Source organism: Roseomonas nitratireducens (assembly GCF_017813355.1).
Classification (GTDB): Bacteria; Pseudomonadota; Alphaproteobacteria; order Acetobacterales; family Acetobacteraceae; genus Neoroseomonas; species Neoroseomonas nitratireducens.
This window is the reverse complement of the sequence record NZ_JAGIYZ010000037.1, coordinates 12,515-29,140: the sequence shown is the minus strand read 5'-3', so window position 1 is coordinate 29,140 and position 16,626 is coordinate 12,515. Positions and strand designations below refer to the sequence as shown.

The 16,626-nt window shown below is 72.2% G+C and carries 14 protein-coding genes and 1 other RNA gene; 10 read left to right on the top strand and 5 right to left on the bottom strand.

Annotated elements, in window-relative coordinates:
• Window positions 1-331 precede the first annotated feature (331 nt).
• From acs to J5Y09_RS22890, 6 genes are all read left to right on the top strand, one after another.
• Window positions 332-2,272, top strand: coding sequence for an acetate--CoA ligase (gene acs / locus J5Y09_RS22915; protein ID WP_209354184.1), 1,941 nt, complete (start codon window positions 332-334; stop codon window positions 2,270-2,272).
• Between the two features lie 18 nt (window positions 2,273-2,290).
• Window positions 2,291-2,656 carry a hypothetical protein gene (locus tag J5Y09_RS22910; protein ID WP_209354183.1) on the top strand — a complete coding sequence of 122 codons (366 nt, stop codon included), beginning with the start codon at window positions 2,291-2,293 and terminating at the stop codon, window positions 2,654-2,656.
• Window positions 2,657-2,735: 79 nt separating this feature from the next.
• Entirely contained in the window at window positions 2,736-4,826 is a 2,091-nt protein-coding gene (locus tag J5Y09_RS22905) for an alpha/beta hydrolase domain-containing protein (protein ID WP_209354182.1), read from the top strand.
• A 48-nt stretch (window positions 4,827-4,874) separates the two neighbouring features.
• Window positions 4,875-6,059, top strand: coding sequence for an MFS transporter (locus tag J5Y09_RS22900; RefSeq protein ID WP_245217348.1), 1,185 nt, complete (start codon window positions 4,875-4,877; stop codon window positions 6,057-6,059).
• Window positions 6,060-6,426: 367 nt separating this feature from the next.
• Entirely contained in the window at window positions 6,427-8,265 is a 1,839-nt protein-coding gene (gene typA, locus J5Y09_RS22895) for a translational GTPase TypA (protein WP_209354180.1), read from the top strand.
• A 296-nt stretch (window positions 8,266-8,561) separates the two neighbouring features.
• Window positions 8,562-10,190 (top strand): flavin-containing monooxygenase, encoded by a 1,629-nt coding sequence (locus J5Y09_RS22890; RefSeq protein ID WP_209354179.1) that lies wholly within the window; start codon window positions 8,562-8,564, stop codon window positions 10,188-10,190.
• Window positions 10,191-10,197: 7 nt separating this feature from the next.
• On the opposite strand, the gene nth is transcribed toward J5Y09_RS22890, so the two are convergent.
• On the bottom strand, window positions 10,198-10,842 hold the full coding sequence (nth, locus tag J5Y09_RS22885; protein WP_209354185.1) for an endonuclease III: 645 nt from the start codon (window positions 10,840-10,842) through the stop codon (window positions 10,198-10,200).
• A 105-nt stretch (window positions 10,843-10,947) separates the two neighbouring features.
• Between nth and J5Y09_RS22880 the strand changes: the two genes are divergently transcribed.
• Complete coding sequence (locus J5Y09_RS22880; RefSeq protein ID WP_209354178.1) at window positions 10,948-11,457, top strand: DUF2244 domain-containing protein; 510 nt, start codon at window positions 10,948-10,950, stop codon at window positions 11,455-11,457.
• Between the two features lie 14 nt (window positions 11,458-11,471).
• Here J5Y09_RS22880 and J5Y09_RS22875 read toward each other — a convergent pair whose 3' ends face one another.
• The 4 genes from J5Y09_RS22875 to J5Y09_RS22860 form a co-directional block, all read right to left on the bottom strand.
• On the bottom strand, window positions 11,472-11,777 hold the full coding sequence (locus J5Y09_RS22875; RefSeq protein ID WP_209354177.1) for a phosphoribosylamine--glycine ligase: 306 nt from the start codon (window positions 11,775-11,777) through the stop codon (window positions 11,472-11,474).
• Window positions 11,774-12,697 carry an NAD(+) diphosphatase gene (nudC, locus tag J5Y09_RS22870; RefSeq protein WP_209354176.1) on the bottom strand — a complete coding sequence of 308 codons (924 nt, stop codon included), beginning with the start codon at window positions 12,695-12,697 and terminating at the stop codon, window positions 11,774-11,776. The genes J5Y09_RS22875 and nudC overlap by 4 nt, the downstream gene beginning before the upstream one ends.
• A gap of 60 nt (window positions 12,698-12,757) precedes the next feature.
• Window positions 12,758-13,366, bottom strand: coding sequence for a hypothetical protein (locus J5Y09_RS22865; RefSeq protein ID WP_209354175.1), 609 nt, complete (start codon window positions 13,364-13,366; stop codon window positions 12,758-12,760).
• A gap of 135 nt (window positions 13,367-13,501) precedes the next feature.
• Window positions 13,502-13,966 carry a YHS domain-containing (seleno)protein gene (locus J5Y09_RS22860; RefSeq protein ID WP_209354174.1) on the bottom strand — a complete coding sequence of 155 codons (465 nt, stop codon included), beginning with the start codon at window positions 13,964-13,966 and terminating at the stop codon, window positions 13,502-13,504.
• A 139-nt stretch (window positions 13,967-14,105) separates the two neighbouring features.
• Here J5Y09_RS22860 and J5Y09_RS22855 point away from each other — a divergent pair, with 139 nt between their 5' ends.
• The 3 genes from J5Y09_RS22855 to J5Y09_RS22845 all read left to right on the top strand — a co-directional run bounded on the left by J5Y09_RS22855 (window position 14,106) and on the right by J5Y09_RS22845 (window position 16,616).
• The gene (locus tag J5Y09_RS22855) at window positions 14,106-14,486 is read left to right on the top strand and encodes a hypothetical protein (protein WP_209354173.1); all 381 of its coding nucleotides are present in this window, start codon (window positions 14,106-14,108) and stop codon (window positions 14,484-14,486) included.
• Between the two features lie 62 nt (window positions 14,487-14,548).
• An RNA gene (gene ffs / locus J5Y09_RS22850) (signal recognition particle sRNA small type) lies at window positions 14,549-14,641 on the top strand.
• Window positions 14,642-14,687: 46 nt separating this feature from the next.
• Window positions 14,688-16,616 (top strand): DNA polymerase III subunit gamma/tau, encoded by a 1,929-nt coding sequence (locus J5Y09_RS22845; protein ID WP_209354172.1) that lies wholly within the window; start codon window positions 14,688-14,690, stop codon window positions 16,614-16,616.
• Window positions 16,617-16,626 lie beyond the last annotated feature (10 nt).

Below are 16,626 nucleotides of genomic sequence, written 5' to 3'. Positions count from 1 at the left end.
CCGGCGACGCCGGCGAACCCCGGCGGTGCGACCGTCGCGGCGCCGCAGCGCCCGGCGACCCCCGCCGCGCCGCAGGCGGCGACGCCCGCGCCGCGCGCTGACCAGCGCAGCCAGGCCCCCGCGACCACGCCGGCGGCCCCGCGCACCAACTGAGACTGCGACTGATCCCATCCCGTTCCGCAAAGCCCCGCCCGGCCCCCGCCGGGCGGGGTCACGCGTTCGCGCGGCAAAATGAACGCGAAGACATGTCCATCGGCGGCGGACATTGACCTGGATCAAATCGGTGCCGCAAATCCCTCGCCAGAGAAGGTAGGACGAGGGAGGCCGCCCAATGGCAGACGAGATCATCGCCGTGAAGCCGGAGATCGCCGCGAAGGCGCGCATCGACGCCGCCAGGCGCGAAGCCATGGTCGCCGCCGCGGCCAGCGACCCGGACGCCTTCTGGCGCGCCGAGATGGGCCGCATCGCCTGGATGAAGGCGCCGACGAAGATCAAGGACGTCGATTTCGGCGCGACCTCGGGCAACGTCTCGATCAAGTGGTTCGAGGACGGCGTGCTGAACGCCTCCGTCTCCTGCCTCGACCGGCATCTCGCCACGCGCGGCGACCAGGTGGCGATCGTCTGGGAAGGGGATGACCCGAACAGCGACGCGAAGGTCACCTATCGCGAACTGCACGCGCGGGTCTGCAAGCTCGCCAACGCGATGCGCCGGCTCGGCGTGAAGAAGGGCGACCGCGTCTGCATCTACCTGCCGATGATCGTGGAAGCCGCGGTCGCGATGCTGGCCTGCGCCCGCGTCGGCGCGGTGCATTCGATCGTCTTCGGCGGCTTCTCGCCCGACAGCCTCGCCTCCCGCATCCAGGATTCCGAGTGCACGCTGCTGATCACGGCCGATGAAGGCCGCCGCGGCGGGCGCCGCGTCCCGCTCAAGGCCAATGCCGACGACGCGCTGCTGACCTGCCCGTCGATCCGCCACGTCATCGTCGCGAAGAACACCGGCGGCGCGGTCGAGATGATGGAAGGCCGCGACCATTGGTGGGAGGCGATCACGGCCGGCGAGGGCACGACCTGCGAGCCCGAGCCGATGAACGCCGAGGATCCGCTGTTCATCCTCTACACCAGCGGCTCGACCGGGAAGCCCAAGGGCGTGCTGCACACGACCGGCGGCTACATGGTCTGGGCGTCCTTCACGCATGAGAACGTCTTCGACTACCGCGACGGCGAGATCTACTGGTGCACCGCCGATGTCGGCTGGGTGACGGGGCACACCTACATCGTCTACGGCCCGCTCGCGAACGGCGCGACCACGCTGATGTTCGAGGGCGTGCCCTCCTGGCCCGACAACGGTCGCTTCTGGCAGGTCTGCGCCAAGCACAAGGTCAACATCTTCTACACCGCGCCGACCGCGATCCGCGCCCTGATGCGCGACGGCGAGGCGCCTGTGAAGAAGCACGACCGCTCGAGCCTGCGCATCCTCGGCTCGGTGGGCGAGCCGATCAATCCGGAAGCCTGGCTCTGGTACTACCGCGTGGTCGGCGACAGCCGCTGCCCGATCGTGGACACCTGGTGGCAGACCGAGACGGGCGGCATCCTGATCTCCCCGCTGCCGGGCGCGGTCGCCCAGAAGCCGGGCTCGGCCACCCTGCCGCTGCCGGGCGTGAAGCCCGCGCTGGTGGACAACGAGGGCCACATCCTGGACGGCGCGACCGAGGGCAACCTCGTCATCACCGATAGCTGGCCGGGGCAGATGCGCACGGTCTATGGCGACCATGCGCGCTTCATCCAGACCTACTTCTCGACCTTCAAGGGCATGTACTTCACGGGCGACGGCGCGCGCCGCGACGCCGACGGCTACTACTGGATCACCGGCCGCGTGGACGACGTGATCAACGTCGCTGGCCACCGCATGGGCACGGCGGAAGTCGAAAGCGCGCTGGTCGCCCACCCGGCGGTGGCGGAAGCCGCCGTCGTCGGCATGCCGCACGAGATCAAGGGCCAGGGCATCTACGCCTACGTCACGCTCAAGGCCGGCATCGAGGCGACCGAGGTCCTGCGAAAGGAACTCGTGGCCTGGGTGCGCAAGGAGATCGGGCCGATCGCCACACCGGACGCCATCCAATGGGCCCCGGGCCTGCCCAAGACACGCTCGGGCAAGATCATGCGCCGCATCCTCCGCAAGATCGCGGCGAACGAGACCGAAGGGCTCGGCGACACCTCCACCCTAGCCGACCCGGCGGTGGTGCAGGAACTGATCGACAACCGCGTCGGCTGAGGCGCGCGGGGAGGGGCGATGGTCGGGCGCGGCCACCGGTACAGGGATGTCTACATCGGCGGGCCGGACCTGGTCGCGCCGCTGGTGCGCGGCCGGGCGGATGCGCTGGACGCGCCGCCCTACCGCATCAGCCCGATCTTCCCGCCCTCCCGCCGCGACATCTTCGCCGAGGTCGTCGAGCGCATCGCCCGCGGCGTGCTGGTCGGGCGGCAGACCGACGCGGCCTGCTGGTGCGCGCTGGTCTCCCCCGACGAGCTCAACGCGCTGATCGACGAATTCTACGAGGACGAGCCGGAGGACCCGCCCCGGCTGTCCGCCCTGCGCCGCTTCGTCGCGGCACTGCCCTGCGACTGCCAGTTCTCCCTGGTGGCCGCGGCCTTCTGACGCCCCCCGTTGCGTGGCGGGGCGATGCGCCGCCACTCTGTTTCCCGACCGGGCCGGCATGCGCCCGAACGGAGGAAACATGCGCCTGATCCCGCGCGCCCTCGCGGCGCTCGCGCTGCTGTTCGCCTGCATCGCCGCCGCCGAGGCGCGCATCACCCGCGTCGAGATCACCGAGACGGCGCCCGCCTTCGGCGGCCAGGCCTTCGGCGCCGCGGGCGCCTACGAAAGGCTGCGCGGCCGCGCCTTCGGGGAGGTCGACCCGACGCACCCCGGCAACGCCATCATCCAGGACATCGCGCTCGCGCCGCGCAACGCGCGCGGCATGGTGGAATACGAGACGGAGATCGACATCCTCCGCCCCGCCGATCCGGCGCGCGGCAACGGCGCGCTGCTGTTCGACATCGTCAACCGCGGCAACCGCGTGCTGCTGCGCCTGTACAATGGCGCGACGCGCGTCGACAACACGGATGCCGGCGACGGCTTCCTGATGCGCCAGGGCTATACGCTCGTCTTCTTCGGCTGGCAGCCGGACCTGCTGGCGGGCGGCGACCGCGTGCGCATGAGCGTGCCCGTCGCGCGCCACCACGACGGCAGCCCGGTGACCGGCACCGTGCGCAGCGAGATCGTCGTGCCCGCCGCCGCGCCCTTCGTGCTGCTGTCCTCCGGCAACTTCACGCAGCAGACGCATGCCGCCTATCCGACCGCTTCGCGCGACCACCGCGCGCCCTTCGCCGACGGCTTCGTCCCGCGCCTGACGGTCCGCACGCGGGAAGCCGATGCGCGGGAGGAGATCCCCGCCGCGCGCTGGTCCTTCGCGCAATGCCCCGCCGGCCAGGCGGCCACGCCCTCGGACACGCATATCTGCCTCGAGGGCGGGTTCCAGCCGGGGCGGCTCTATGAACTGATCTATCGCGCGAAGGATCCGCTCGTGCTCGGCCTCGGCTACGCGGCGATGCGCGACCTGCCCGCCTTCATGCGCCACGCGCGCATGGACGATTCCGGCCGGCCGAACCCGATCTTCCGCGAGGGCATGGCGACGCTGATCCACGGCACCAGCCAGTCCGGGCGCAACCTGCGCCTGTTCCTCCATCTCGGCTTCAACCGGGACGAGGCGGGGCGCCGCGCCTATGACGGGATGCTGCCGCATATCGGCGGCGGCCTGGCGGCCATGAACATCCGCTTCGCCCATCCCGGCCGCGCATGGGGGGAACAGATCGACCACCTCTATCCCGCCTACGACTTTCCCTTCGCCTATACCCGCGTGACGGACCCGATCACCGGCCGGACGCAATCCGTGCTCGACCGCTGCGAGGCGACGGCGACCTGCCCGCGCATCGTCCATGCCGCGACGGCGCTAGAGATCTGGGAGGGGCGGCAGAGCCTCGGCTTCACCGACCCGCTCGGGGAACGCGACCTGCCCGAGCCCGCCAATGTCCGCACCTACATCCTGGCGAGCACGCAGCATTCGACCGGCGCCGACATTCACCCGACGCGCCTGCCCGCGGCCACGCTGTGCGAGAACCCGTCCAACCCCAACACCCACCTGCACACGATGCGCGCCCTGCTGGTGGCGCTGACCGACTGGACGCAGCGCGACCGGCTACCGCCGCCATCGGCCCATCCGCGCATCGCCGACGGCACGCTGGTGCGGCCGGACCAGGTGCGCTTCCCCTCCATCCCCGGCGCGGTGTTCCGGCGCACCACCAACCCGCTGCGCGTGCTGGACCACGGGCCGGGCTACAACGCGGCCGACCTGACCGGCGTCATCGCCAACGAACCGCCGCCGGAAGGCCCGCGCGAATACACGCTGCTGGTCCCCCAGGTGGATGCGGACGGCAACGACCTGGGCGGCATCCGGTCCGTCGGCGTGCAGGTGCCGCGCGCCACGCTGACGGGATGGAACTACTACCGCGACCGCTTCGGCGGCGGCGGCTTCTGCAACCTGCAGGGCAGCGCCTTCCCCTTCGCCGCGACGCGCGCCGACCGGGAACGCGCCGGCGACCCGCGCCCCTCGCTCGAGGAACGCTACCCGACGCGGGAGGCCTATGTCGGCGCCGTGCGCCAGGCGACGTCTCGGCTGGTCGCGCAGCGCTTCCTGCTGGAGGAGGATGCGGCGGCCATGATCGCCGCGGCGGAACGCGACGGGCCGGCGCCGATGCGCGCGCCCTGACCGCGCCGCGCCTTGCCGCGCCGCCTGCCGCGGCGCAGCATGGGCCGGATGACCGCCGCCGACGAGGATGCCGAGAGCCGGGCGCGGATGCGCCGCGTGCTCGCCATGTACGGCCCGGCGGTCTTCGCCGGCGCGCTCGCCACCCGCGCGACCGACCCCGTCGTCGCCGAGATCGCCTTCGATTTCGGCACGACCGCGGCGCAGGCGGCGCTGCTCGGCACCGCCTACACCCTGCCCTTCGCGCTGGTGCAGCCGATCCTCGGGCCGGTCGCGGATTCCGTGGGCAAGCGGCGGATCGTGACGATCTGCGTCGCGCTGCTGGCGGCGATGCTGCTGTTCTGCGCGCTCGCCGCCTCGCTGGGCTGGCTGATGGCCTTCCGCGCGGCCTCCGGCGCCGCGGCGGGGGGCATGATGCCGCTGACGCTCGCCATCATGGGCGATGCGGTGCCGCTCAAGGACCGGCAGGTGGCGCTGTCGCGCATCCTGGTCTTCGGCATCTCGGGCCAGATCGCGGGCGGCGCCATCGCCGGGCCGGTCGCGGCCATCGCCGGATGGCGCGGCATGCTCGTGCTCTGCGCGCTGTCGGCCGTGGCGGGGCTTGTCGCGCTGCTGCTCGCCGCGCGGGGCGCCGCGCCGGAAGCCCGCACGCGCTACGACCCGGTGGTGGCGGCCAGGCGCTATCGCGGGGTGCTGGCGAACCCGAACGCGCTGCCGCTCTATGCCACCGTGGCGGTGGAAGGGGCGCTTGTCTTCGGATCCTTCCCCTTCATCGCGCCGCTGATGATCGCGCGCGGCATCGGCGGCACGGCCGAGGCGGGGCTCGCGATCGGCGCCTTCGGCATCGGCGGGCTGGCCTATGCGGCGATGGCGCGGCCGCTGCTGAACCGCTTCGGCCAGGCGGGTGTGGTGCGCATGGGCGGCGGACTCGGCTTCCTCGCGCTCGCGGGCTTCGCCCTGGCGCCGGCGCTCTCGGTGATGATCGGCGCCGGCTTCCTGCTCGGCACCGCCTTCTACATGATCCACAACGCGATCCAGACGCGGGCGACGGAACTCGCCCCGCAGGCGCGCGGCAGCGCCGTCTCGCTCCATGCCTTCTCCTTCTTCTCCGGCCAGTCGCTCGGGCCGCCGCTGTTCGGGCTGGGCGGGGCGACGGTCGGGCTCGGCATTTCGCTGGCGGCCGCCGCGGTGCTGCTGGCCGCGCTGGCCTGGCTGCTGGCCCGCCGGCCAGCCTGAAGCGCCGACTGGAACAGAAGGTGATTCCCGGCGCCGATTCGCGCCGAGCCACCCCATTCCGAATCAAGGACTTGGTCCGAGTCGCGCGAACGAATCGCTGACTCCCGCGGCCCGATTCGGAAAGCGGCGCGAAATCAATGGCTTGTGGTGGGCATGCGGGGGCGGGCACAAGGGCGTTCGCGCTCCGTCCGCACCGACCGCCCGAGTCGCGCCCGAGTCGCGACGCCGCTTTTTCCCTCGCCTTTCGCGCGGGCAGCGCCTATGTGTGCGCCGCATCAAGAAAACGCCCGAGGAAGGCCGCGCCGCTCGCCCACGACCGGGGCCGGGGTGCGGCCGTGCCTGTGGCGACCTCGGACAGGAGTGCGCGATGAGCGCCGCAGATATCCGTAACGTCGCGATCATCGCGCACGTCGACCACGGCAAGACCACCCTCGTTGACCAGCTGCTGAAGCAGGCCGGCGCCTTCCGCGCCAACCAGCAGGTGGCCGAGCGCGCGCTGGACCGCAACGACCTCGAGCGCGAGCGCGGCATCACCATCCTGGCGAAGTCCACCGCCGTGGAATGGAAGGGCGTGAAGATCAACATCGTGGACACGCCCGGCCACGCCGATTTCGGCGGCGAGGTCGAGCGCATCCTGTCCATGGTGGACGGCGCGATCGTGCTGTGCGACGCGGCCGAGGGCCCGCTGCCGCAGACGAAGTTCGTGCTGACCAAGGCGCTCGCGCGCGGGCTCAAGCCGATCGTCGTGATCAACAAGGTCGACCGCCAGGACGCCCGCGCGCACGAGGTGCATGACGAGGTCTTCGACCTCTTTGCCGCGCTCGGCGCGTCGGACGAGCAGCTCGACTTCCACACGCTGTTCGCCTCGGGCCGGCAGGGCTGGGCGGACACGACGCTGGAAGGGCCGCGCAAGGACCTGTCCGCGCTGTTCGACCTGGTCCTGTCGCATGTGCCGGCGCCGCAGGTCGATTTCGACGCTCCCTTCGCGATGAACGCGTCGATCCTGGAATCGGACAACTTCCTTGGCCGCATCCTGACCGGGCGCGTGGCGCAGGGCGTCGCGCGGCTGAACATGCCGGTGCGCGTGCTGCGCCAGGACGGCACGGTGGTCGAATCCGGCCGCCTGACGAAGCTGATGACCTTCTCGGGCCTCGAGCGCGTGCCGGTCGAGGAAGTGCGCGCGGGCGACATCATCGCCATCGCCGGCCTGTCGGACGCGACGATCCCCGACACCATCGCATCGCCCGAGGTGACGGCGCCGCTGCACGCCATCCCGGTCGACCCGCCGACGCTCGCCATGACCTTCCGCATCAATGACGGCCCGCTCGGCGGGCGTGAGGGCAAGAAGGTCACCTCGCGCCAGATCCGCGACCGCCTGATGAAGGAAACCGAGGGCAACGTCGCCATCAAGGTGAAGGTGTCCGAGGAAGTGGACGCCTTCGAGGTGGCCGGCCGCGGCGAGCTCCAGCTCGGCGTTCTGATCGAGCAGATGCGCCGCGAGGGCTTCGAGCTGACCATCGGCCGCCCGCGCGTCCTCACCCGCGACAACCCCGAGACGGGCGAGCGCGAGGAACCCTTCGAGGAATGCCTGATCGACGTCGACGAGACCTATTCGGGCGTCGTCGTCGAGAAGATGTCGCTCCGCAAGGGCCAGATGCAGGACATGCGGCCCTCGGGCGGCGGCAAGATCCGGCTGACCTTCCACATCCCCTCCCGCGGCCTGATCGGCTACCACGGCGAATTCCTGACCGACACGCGCGGCACGGGGATGATGAACCGCCTCTTCCTCGGCTACCGGCCCTGGGCCGGGCCGATCGAGGGCCGGCGCAACGGCTCGCTGATCAGCAACGCCGACGGGGAGGCGATCCAGTACGCGCTGTTCTACCTGCAGGAACGCGGCACGCTGTTCGTGAACCCGGGCGACAAGGTCTATGTCGGGCTGATCCTGGGCGAGAATTCGCGCGACAACGACCTCGACGTGAATCCGATCAAGGAAAAGAAGCTCACCAACATCCGCGCCGCCGGCAAGGATGAGGCGCTGCTGCTGATTCCGCCGCGGCGCATGAGCCTCGAACAGGCGATCGCCTACATCGAGGACGACGAGCTGGTGGAAGTGACGCCGAGCGCGGTGCGGCTGCGCAAGCGCTACCTCGACCCGCATGAGCGCAAGAAGCACGCGCGCCGGGCGGAGAGCGAGGCGGCCTGATCCATCCGGCGCCCTTCGGCGTCGATGCGACATGATGCGCGGGGGGCATTGCCTCCCGCGCATTTTTTTTCGCGATGACGTTCGGCTTCCCGGCCTTTGGCGCCGGCCGCGCGGCTTGCCCGCCCCGAAAAGCCGGGTTCCGAGGGCCTTTCGGCCCTCGGCGGGTGGGGTCTCGGGGAGGGCGGCGCCCTCCCCGGCGCGCGTGTCGCCCGTGCCGCCCGTTCGTGGTCAGATCAAGGCTGCCCGCCTGCCGGGATGCCATGCCCGACCAAGACCCAGAGGACCCCGCCCGCCTCATGTCCGCAGCCCTGACCGCCCAAGCCGCCGCCACCGACACCTTCGACGCCATCGTGATCGGCGCCGGCATGTCCGGCCTGTACCAGCTCATCCGCCTGCGCGAACTCGGGCTGAGGACGCGCGTGCTTGAGGCCGGCACGGGCGTCGGCGGCACCTGGTACTGGAACCGCTACCCCGGCTGCCGCTTCGATTCCGAGAGCTACTCCTACGGCTATTCCTTCGACCCGGACCTGCTGAAGGAATGGAACTGGACCGAGCACTTCGCGCCGCAGCCCGAGACCGAGCGCTACCTCAACCTGGTGGCCGACAAGTACGACCTGCGGCGCGACATCGCCTTCGGCGCGCGCGTGACAGCCGCGACCTGGGACGATGCCGACGGCAGCTGGACCGTGGAGATGGAGGACGGCAGCCGCCATCGCGCGCGCTTCCTCGTCACCGCGATCGGCGTGCTCTCCACGCCCACCATGCCGACCTTCCCGGGCATCGAGGATTTCCGCGGCCAGTCCTTCCACACCGGCCGCTGGCCGAAGCAAGCGGTGGACTTCGCCGGCAAGCGCGTGGCCGTCATCGGCACCGGCGCCTCCGGCGTGCAGACCATCCAGGAAGTCGCCAAGACCGCCGCGCAGCTCACGGTGTTCCAGCGCACGCCGAACTGGTGCGCGCCGCTGCACAACGGGAAGATCAGCGCAGAGGAAATGGCGGAAATCCGCACCCGCTACGACGAGATCTTCCGCCGCTGCCAGGAGACCATATCCTGCTTCCTGCACACGCCGGACCCGCGCAACACCTTCGATGTCGGCGCCGAGGAGCGCGAGGCCTTCCTCGAGACGCTCTATGCCGGGCGCGGCTTCGGCATATGGGTCGGCAACTTCAAGGACATGCTGACGAACCGCGCGGCGAATGACGAGGTCTCCCGCTTCGTTGCGAAGAAGATCCGCGAGCGTGTGAAGGACCCGAGGATCGCGGAGATGCTGATCCCGAAGAACCATGGCTTCGGCACCCGCCGCGTGCCGCTCGAGACCCGCTACTACGAGGTCTACAACCAGCCCAACGTGACGCTTGTGGACAGCAAGGCGGCGCCGATCGAGCGCATCACGCCGACCGGCCTCCGCACGACCGAAGCGGAGTACGCATTCGACATCATCGTCTACGCGACCGGCTTCGACGCGTTGCGCGGCGCCTTCGACCGCATCGAATTCCGCGGCCGCGACGGCGTGACGCTGAAGGAGAAGTGGCAGGACGGCGCTACCTCCCTCGTCGGCATGATGCAGGATGGCTTCCCGAACCTGTTCACGCTGCTCGGGCCCCATACCGCGCTGGGCAACATCCCGCGGTCGATCGAGTTCAACGTCGACTGGGTCACCGACCTGCTGCGCCACATGCAGCGGCACGGCCTGGCGCGGGCGGAGGCGACCCCCGGGGCGGTGGCGCGGTGGATGGACCACGTCATGGAGACGGCCAGGGGCCAGCTGGCCCTGGAGGTCGATTCCTGGATGACCGGCGTGAACATCAACGTCGCCGGCCGCCAGCAGCGCATCGTCGCGCGCTACATGGGCACGGCGCCGGCCTACCGCGCCTGGGCGACCGGCATCGCCGAGCGCGGCTACGACGGCGTCGCGCTGCGCTGAAGCGGGTTCAGCCCGGCGGCGCGAGGACCTTGTCCCGGTAGTTGCAATGCGCCCGCGCCACGCAGCGCCAGCATTCCGGCGCGCGCGCCTTGCACACGTAGCGCCCGTGCAGGATCAGCCAGTGATGCGCGTCGCGCAGCAATTCGGGCGGGCAGCGCTTGACCAGCCTTTCCTCCACCTCCCGCACCGTCTTGCCCGGCGCGAGCCCGCAGCGGTTGCCCAGGCGGAAGATGTGCGTGTCCACGGCCATGGTGTTCTGCCCGAAGGCGACGTTGAGCACGACATTGGCCGTCTTGCGCCCGACGCCGGGCAGGGCTTCCAGCGCCGCGCGGTCCCCGGGCACCTGGCCGCCATGCTTGTCCACCAGGTCGCGCGCGAGGGCCGCGACGTTGCGCGCCTTGCCCTGCCACAGCCCGATGGTGCGGATGTAGGGCCCGATCCCCTCCGCCCCGAGCGCCGCCATCGCCGCGGGCGTCGGCGCGGCCGCGAACAGGGCCGGCGTGCAGCGGTTCACCGCCGCGTCGGTCGTCTGGGCGGACAGCACCACCGCGACCAGCAGCGTGAAGGTGTCGTGGTAGATGAGTTCCGTCTCCGGCGCCGGGTTGGCGACGGCGAGCGCGCGGATGAAGGCCTCCGCCTGGGCGGGCGGCATCAGGCGGGCGCGGCGCGGGGCGGTCGCGGTGCCGTGGTCGGGCTTGGGCGGCTTGGCGTTCGGCATGGCTGGCATCGCCTCTATCCTCCCTTAAGGTAGGGCGCCATGGCCGCCCCTGCCGAGCCCGTCCTGTTCCATGCCGTCTGCACGCCGCCGCGCTCGCTCACGCGCGGGGGCTATCGCGTCTTCGCGCTGCTGCTGGGGCTGTTCGCGCTGCTCACGGGCGGGCTGTTCCTCGCACTCGGCGCCTGGCCGATCCTGCCCTTCCTCGGTCTTGAGGTCGGCTTCGCGCTCGGCCTGGTGGCGCTGCATGCCCGGGGCGCGTCGCGGGCGGCGGAGGTGGTGATGCTGACCCCGGGCCGCCTGACCGTGCGCCGCACGGATGCGCGCGGCCGGCGGGAGGAACTGGCGCTCGAGCCCTATTGGGCGCGCATCATGCTGGCGGATCGCCCCGGCGCCGCGCCGGTGCTGCGCATCGAAAGCCGCGGCCGCGCCGTGGAGATCGGCCGCGACCTGGTGCGGGAGGAGAAGGAGGCGCTGCGCGCCGCGCTGGCCGATGCCCTGGCCCGCGCCCGCGATCCTCGCTTCGACAATCCGCAGTTGCGGGAGGGCTGACGGGCCTGCCTGGCCTACCAGCCGCTGCTGCTGCGCACCCGTTCCACGCCGCCCGCCGCGGGCGCGCCGCGCCGGCGCATGCAGGCGTAGTAGATGCGCGGCAGCGCCTCGGCGAGTTCGCGGCGGACGCGGTCTTCCTGCGACAGGTTGCCGGCGACGCTGCTCGACGCGATGCGGCGGGCCTCCGGGTCGTTCAGCGCTTCCCGCCGGCAGGCCTCGGCGTCCGGGCCGGGCTCGTTCGGCAGGTTCCGCCCGACCACGCCGCCGCCGCAGGCGGCAAGGCCGAGCAGGGCGGCAAGGGCGAAGGCGCGGACCGTCATGATGCGAGCCAATCCTCGATCAGCCGCCGGGCGATCGAATCCGCCCGCGGCAGGGAAAATCCATGCGCCTGGTGGTCGCGGATCTGGTCGCGCGAGAACCAGCGCGCGTCCTTCAGCTCCTCCGGGTCGATCCGGATCTCCTCCGACAGCCCTTCCGCGTGGAAGCCGAGCATGATGGAGGAAGGGAAAGGCCAGGGCTGGGACGAATGGTACATCACCCGCCCGACATCGATCCCCGCTTCCTCCTTCACCTCGCGCCGCACCGCTTCCTCGAGGCTTTCGCCCGGTTCCACGAAGCCGGCGAGGGTCGAGTACATGGTCACGTTCGGGAAGCGGTGCGAATGGCCGAGCAGGCAGGAATCGCCGCGCACCACCAGCATGATCACCGCCGGGTCGGTGCGCGGGAAATGCTGCGCGCCGCAGCCATCGCACATCATCACGTTGCCGGCGCTGCGCGGGTTGCAGCGCGCGCCGCAGACGCCGCAGAAGCGGTGCTTCACGCGCCAATGCATGATGCCGCGGGCATGGGCGAGCACGCTCGCCTCCCCCGCCGGCAGCAGGCCCGCCACCTGGCGCAGGTCGGTGAAGGTCCCCATTCCCTCCGGGAGCAGCGGCAGCGGGTCGTCGGCGTGGGAACAATCCACGGCGAAGACCGGCCGGCCCTCCCACATGCCTAGGAAGGCCCACGGCCCGTCGGCCATGCGCACGGACTCCGCCGCGGCGCCGGTCAGCAGCACCGCTTCCGGGTGCCCTTCCGCGACGCCCTTCATCAGGCTGCGCGCGCGCCATACCGGCACGAAGAGGCTGTCGGGGTGGGTGAGCGCGGAGGCGATGAACTCGGCATCGTCGCGCTTCTCACCGGCTCGGTCGAGGGGACTGCCGGTATAGGCGTTGGGGCGGCTTGCGGGGATCGAGAGCATGGGGCGCGGACCCTGCCACGTGCCCCATCGCCCGTCCATCCGAGCCGCGCGCCCGGCGCCCTAATGCAGCCGTCCCGCCCGGCCGCGCCCGGCCCGGCCGGCGCCGAGGATCCGGCGCAGCAGGCCGCCTTCCATCGCCGGCGCCGCGCCGGCGTCCAGGCGCGCCGCCAGCGCGGCAAGGTCGGCCTCCGCCGCCAGCAGCCCGTCGCCGAAGCCCGCGCCGACCACGACCAGCGCGCCCGCGGTCCAGCGGCGATCGAGGTCGAGCGCCGCGGCGCTGCCGAAGATCGCCGCGTGCAGCCGGATCAGCGTGCCCCGCCGCGTGGGCGCGTCCGGCGTCGCGGCGACGGGATCGCCGCCCGACGCGGCCAGCCCGAACAGGTAGCCCTTGGCGAAGTCCGACTGCATCGCCGCGCGGGCCGCGGCCGGGGTGAGGACCCCTTCGGAGACCAGCGTCCGCGCCGCCATCGCCTGCGGCAGCAGCGCGAGCAGCGCGAGGAGCCCCGGCCTCTGCGCATCCGGCGTCGCCTCGTCCCGCGCCCGGGCGAGGGTCTCGGTCAGCAAAACCTCCAGCGCCGCGGCGGGGCGGGCGATCCAGTCGCAATCGGTGCCGCGCGGGCATTCCCGCGCCGTCGCCGTCGTGGGGGTGCGTGCCTCGGTATTCCGCATGGGTCGGTCCGTCTTCTCCCCGGCCGGCATTGTGCCGGGCCCGGTTCGGACCATGCCCCGGAACGGCCCGCCGGCGTGACGGTCGCCGGTGCATTTCCGTCTGCGGCAGCGTGCATGCGGCCGCGGCTTGCAGGATCAGCGTGCGGCGAGGGCAGGCCAGTTCGCGTCGCCGCGGGCGACGCGGCCCGGAATGTCCCTTTCCCAGCGCCGCTGTACGGATCGGTCGTAGTTCAGGAACAGCCGCCCATCGACGATCCGCCAGGCGGCGGGGTCGATCGGCGCGGTGTAGCCCTCGCTCACCGCAAAGGCGCAGAAGCCGCCATAGGCCGGGGCGTAGCGCTCGGGCGCGGCGGCGAAGCGGTCGCGGTTCGCGGCGCTGGCGAAGCGCCAGGTCGCCCCACGCCAGCCATGGGCGAACTCGGCGCGGCCGGCGACGGGGCGGCCTTCCAGGAAATAGGCGACCACATCGGTGCCGCGCACGGCGACGCCGGCATCCGCGTTCACCTCCCCCGCCGTGGCGGGCAGGAAGCGCGTGCCCAGCGGCACGGCGAGCGTCGCGCCGGGCACGATCCAGAGCAGGGAACGACGGGTGGGGGCCATGGCGCGTCTCCTTCCCCACCGGCTTCGCCCGCACCGTCGCGCCGGTTACGGCCGGGATTGCGGTGAATCATCCCCCGCGCGCGGCCGGTCGGGCAGCCTTCCGCCGGCGGGCGGATTCCCCCCGCGCGGAGGCGCTGCGATGCGGTTCGTGCTGGCCCTGGCTGCCGCGATTCTCCTCGGCTTCGGCGTGGCGCGGGCGGAAGGCGGCCTGCCCGGCCATTGGCGCGGGGTGATGATGACGCCCTGGGGCCAGGCGATGGGCACGGAGACGATCTTCTTCCCGAACGGCACCTACACGACACAGTCCTGGATGGGCGGCCTGCAGACCCGCCACTGGGGCCGGTACGAGGTGGTGCAGAACCTGATCCATTTCCGTCTGGCCGGCGCGGAACCGCGCGAGCATTGCGGCCCGCAGCGCTGCACGCCGCTCGCCTGGCCGCAGAGCGAGACCTGGGTGATCACGCGCTTCGAGGGCGACCTGCTGGAAACCCCGAACGGCCGGATGCAGCGCGTGCGCTGAGGGAGCCCCCGGCCGGGGGGCATTGTGCGCCAGGCCGCCCGGCATGATATGGTGCCCTCGGAAGGTCGGCGGCGGACGGGCTCCCCGCCAACCCGGTCAGGTCCGGAAGGAAGCAGCCGTAACGGGTTCTCGCCCGGGTCGCTTGCCGGCCTTCCACCCTTCTCGCCCCCGGCCCGCGCGGCCGCGCCGCCCAGGGACAGCATGGCTTCCGACCTTCTCGGCTTCCCCGCACCCAAGGATGGCGACGCGGCGGCTGAGGAAGGCCTGCCCGCCCCGCCCGCCCCCGAGGGCCCCGGCCTGTTCGGGGACCCCGCGCCCGCCGCCCCGCCGCCGGCCGCCGCCGCGGCACCCGCCCCGGCGCCGAGCGGGCCCTACCGCGTGCTCGCGCGGAAGTACCGCCCGACCCATTTCGACGACCTGATCGGCCAGGAGGCGCTGGTCCGCACCCTGCGCAACGCCTTCGCCCAGGGGCGCGTGCACCACGCCTTCCTGCTGACCGGCGTGCGCGGCGTGGGCAAGACCACGACGGCGCGCATCATCGCCCGCGCACTGAACTGCATCGGCACGGACGGCAAGGGCGGGCCGACCGCCGACCCCTGCGGCGTCTGCCCCGAATGCCTGGCGATCCTGACGGACCGCCACCCCGACGTGGTCGAGATGGACGCCGCATCCAACCGCGGCATCGACGATGTGCGCGAATTGCGCGAGGCGCTGCGCTTCCGCCCCGCCCAGGGACGCCAGAAGGTGTTCATCCTGGACGAGGTCCACATGCTGACGGACCAGGCCTTCAACGCGCTGCTGAAGTCGCTCGAGGAACCGCCGCCCTCCGTCACCTTCGTCCTCGCCACGACCGAGCTGCGCAAGGTGCCGGTCACCATCCGCAGCCGCTGCCAGACCTTCTCCCTGCGTCGCGTGCCGGTCGAGGTGCTGCGCGGCCATTTCGGCCGCATCGCCGAGAAGGAGGGCGTCGCGGTCGATGCCGAGGCGCTCGGCATGGTCGCGCGCGCGGCGGACGGCTCGGTGCGCGACGGGCTCTCGCTGCTCGACCAGGCCATCGGTCTCGCGGGCGGCGGCGCCGTGACGGCCGACGGCGTGCGCGACATGCTCGGCCTCGCCGACCGCTTCCTGGTGTTCGACCTGATGGAAGCGGTGATGGACGGCAAGGTGGCCGAAGCGCTCGCCATCCTCGACCGCACGCATGAGGTCGGCGCCGATCCGCTCGCCGTGCTGCAGGACCTGACCGACCTTACGCACCTGCTGACGCGCTTCCGCGCCGCGCCCGCGCTGAAGGACGACACGACGCTGCCCGAGGCCGAGCGCACGCGCGGCTCCGCGCTCGCCATGCGGCTCTCCGTGCCTACGCTCGGCCGCGCCTGGCAGATGCTGCTCAAGGGCATCGCGGAAGTGCAGCAGGAAGGCATCGACCGCCGCGCCGCGGCCGAGATGGTGCTGATCCGCCTCGCCCATGTCGCGGACCTGCCGACGCCGGGCGAGATCGTGAAGCGCCTGACCGAAGAAGGCGGCGGCGATGCCGCGCCCCGCCCCGCGCCGGGCGGCGGATCGGGCGGGCTGCGCGCCATGGCCGGCGGCGGCGCCGTGGCCAGCGCCGCGCCGGTGGCCGCCGCCGCCCCCGCGCCGCCCCAGCCGCGGGAGTGGCGGGAGGTGGTGGCGCTCGCCTCCGGCGTGCAGCCGCTGCTGCACGCGCATCTGCTGCACGACGTCCATCCGGTGCGGATCGCGCCTGGCCGCGTCGAGATCCGCCCGCGCCCCTCCGCGCCGCGCGACCTCGCCGCGCAGCTGACCGCCCTGCTCGCCGAGCGCACCGGCGCGCGCTGGACCGTCAGCATCAGCAACGAGCCGGGCGAGCCGACGCTCGCCGAACAGGGCCGCAGCGCCGAGACCGGCCGGCGGGAGACCGCGCGCGCCCATCCGCTGGTGCAGGCGATCCTCGCCGCCTTCCCCGGCGCGACGATCGAGACGGTGCGCGACGCCGCCGCGGACGATTACGGCCTGACCCCCACGCCCGCCGCCGCGACGGCCGGGCCCGACGACCCCGACGACGGCCCCGGCTTCGCGCCGCCCGAGGCGGAATCCGCCTGGGATCCCGACGACCCACCCAACGACGATTGAAGGCAAGGAT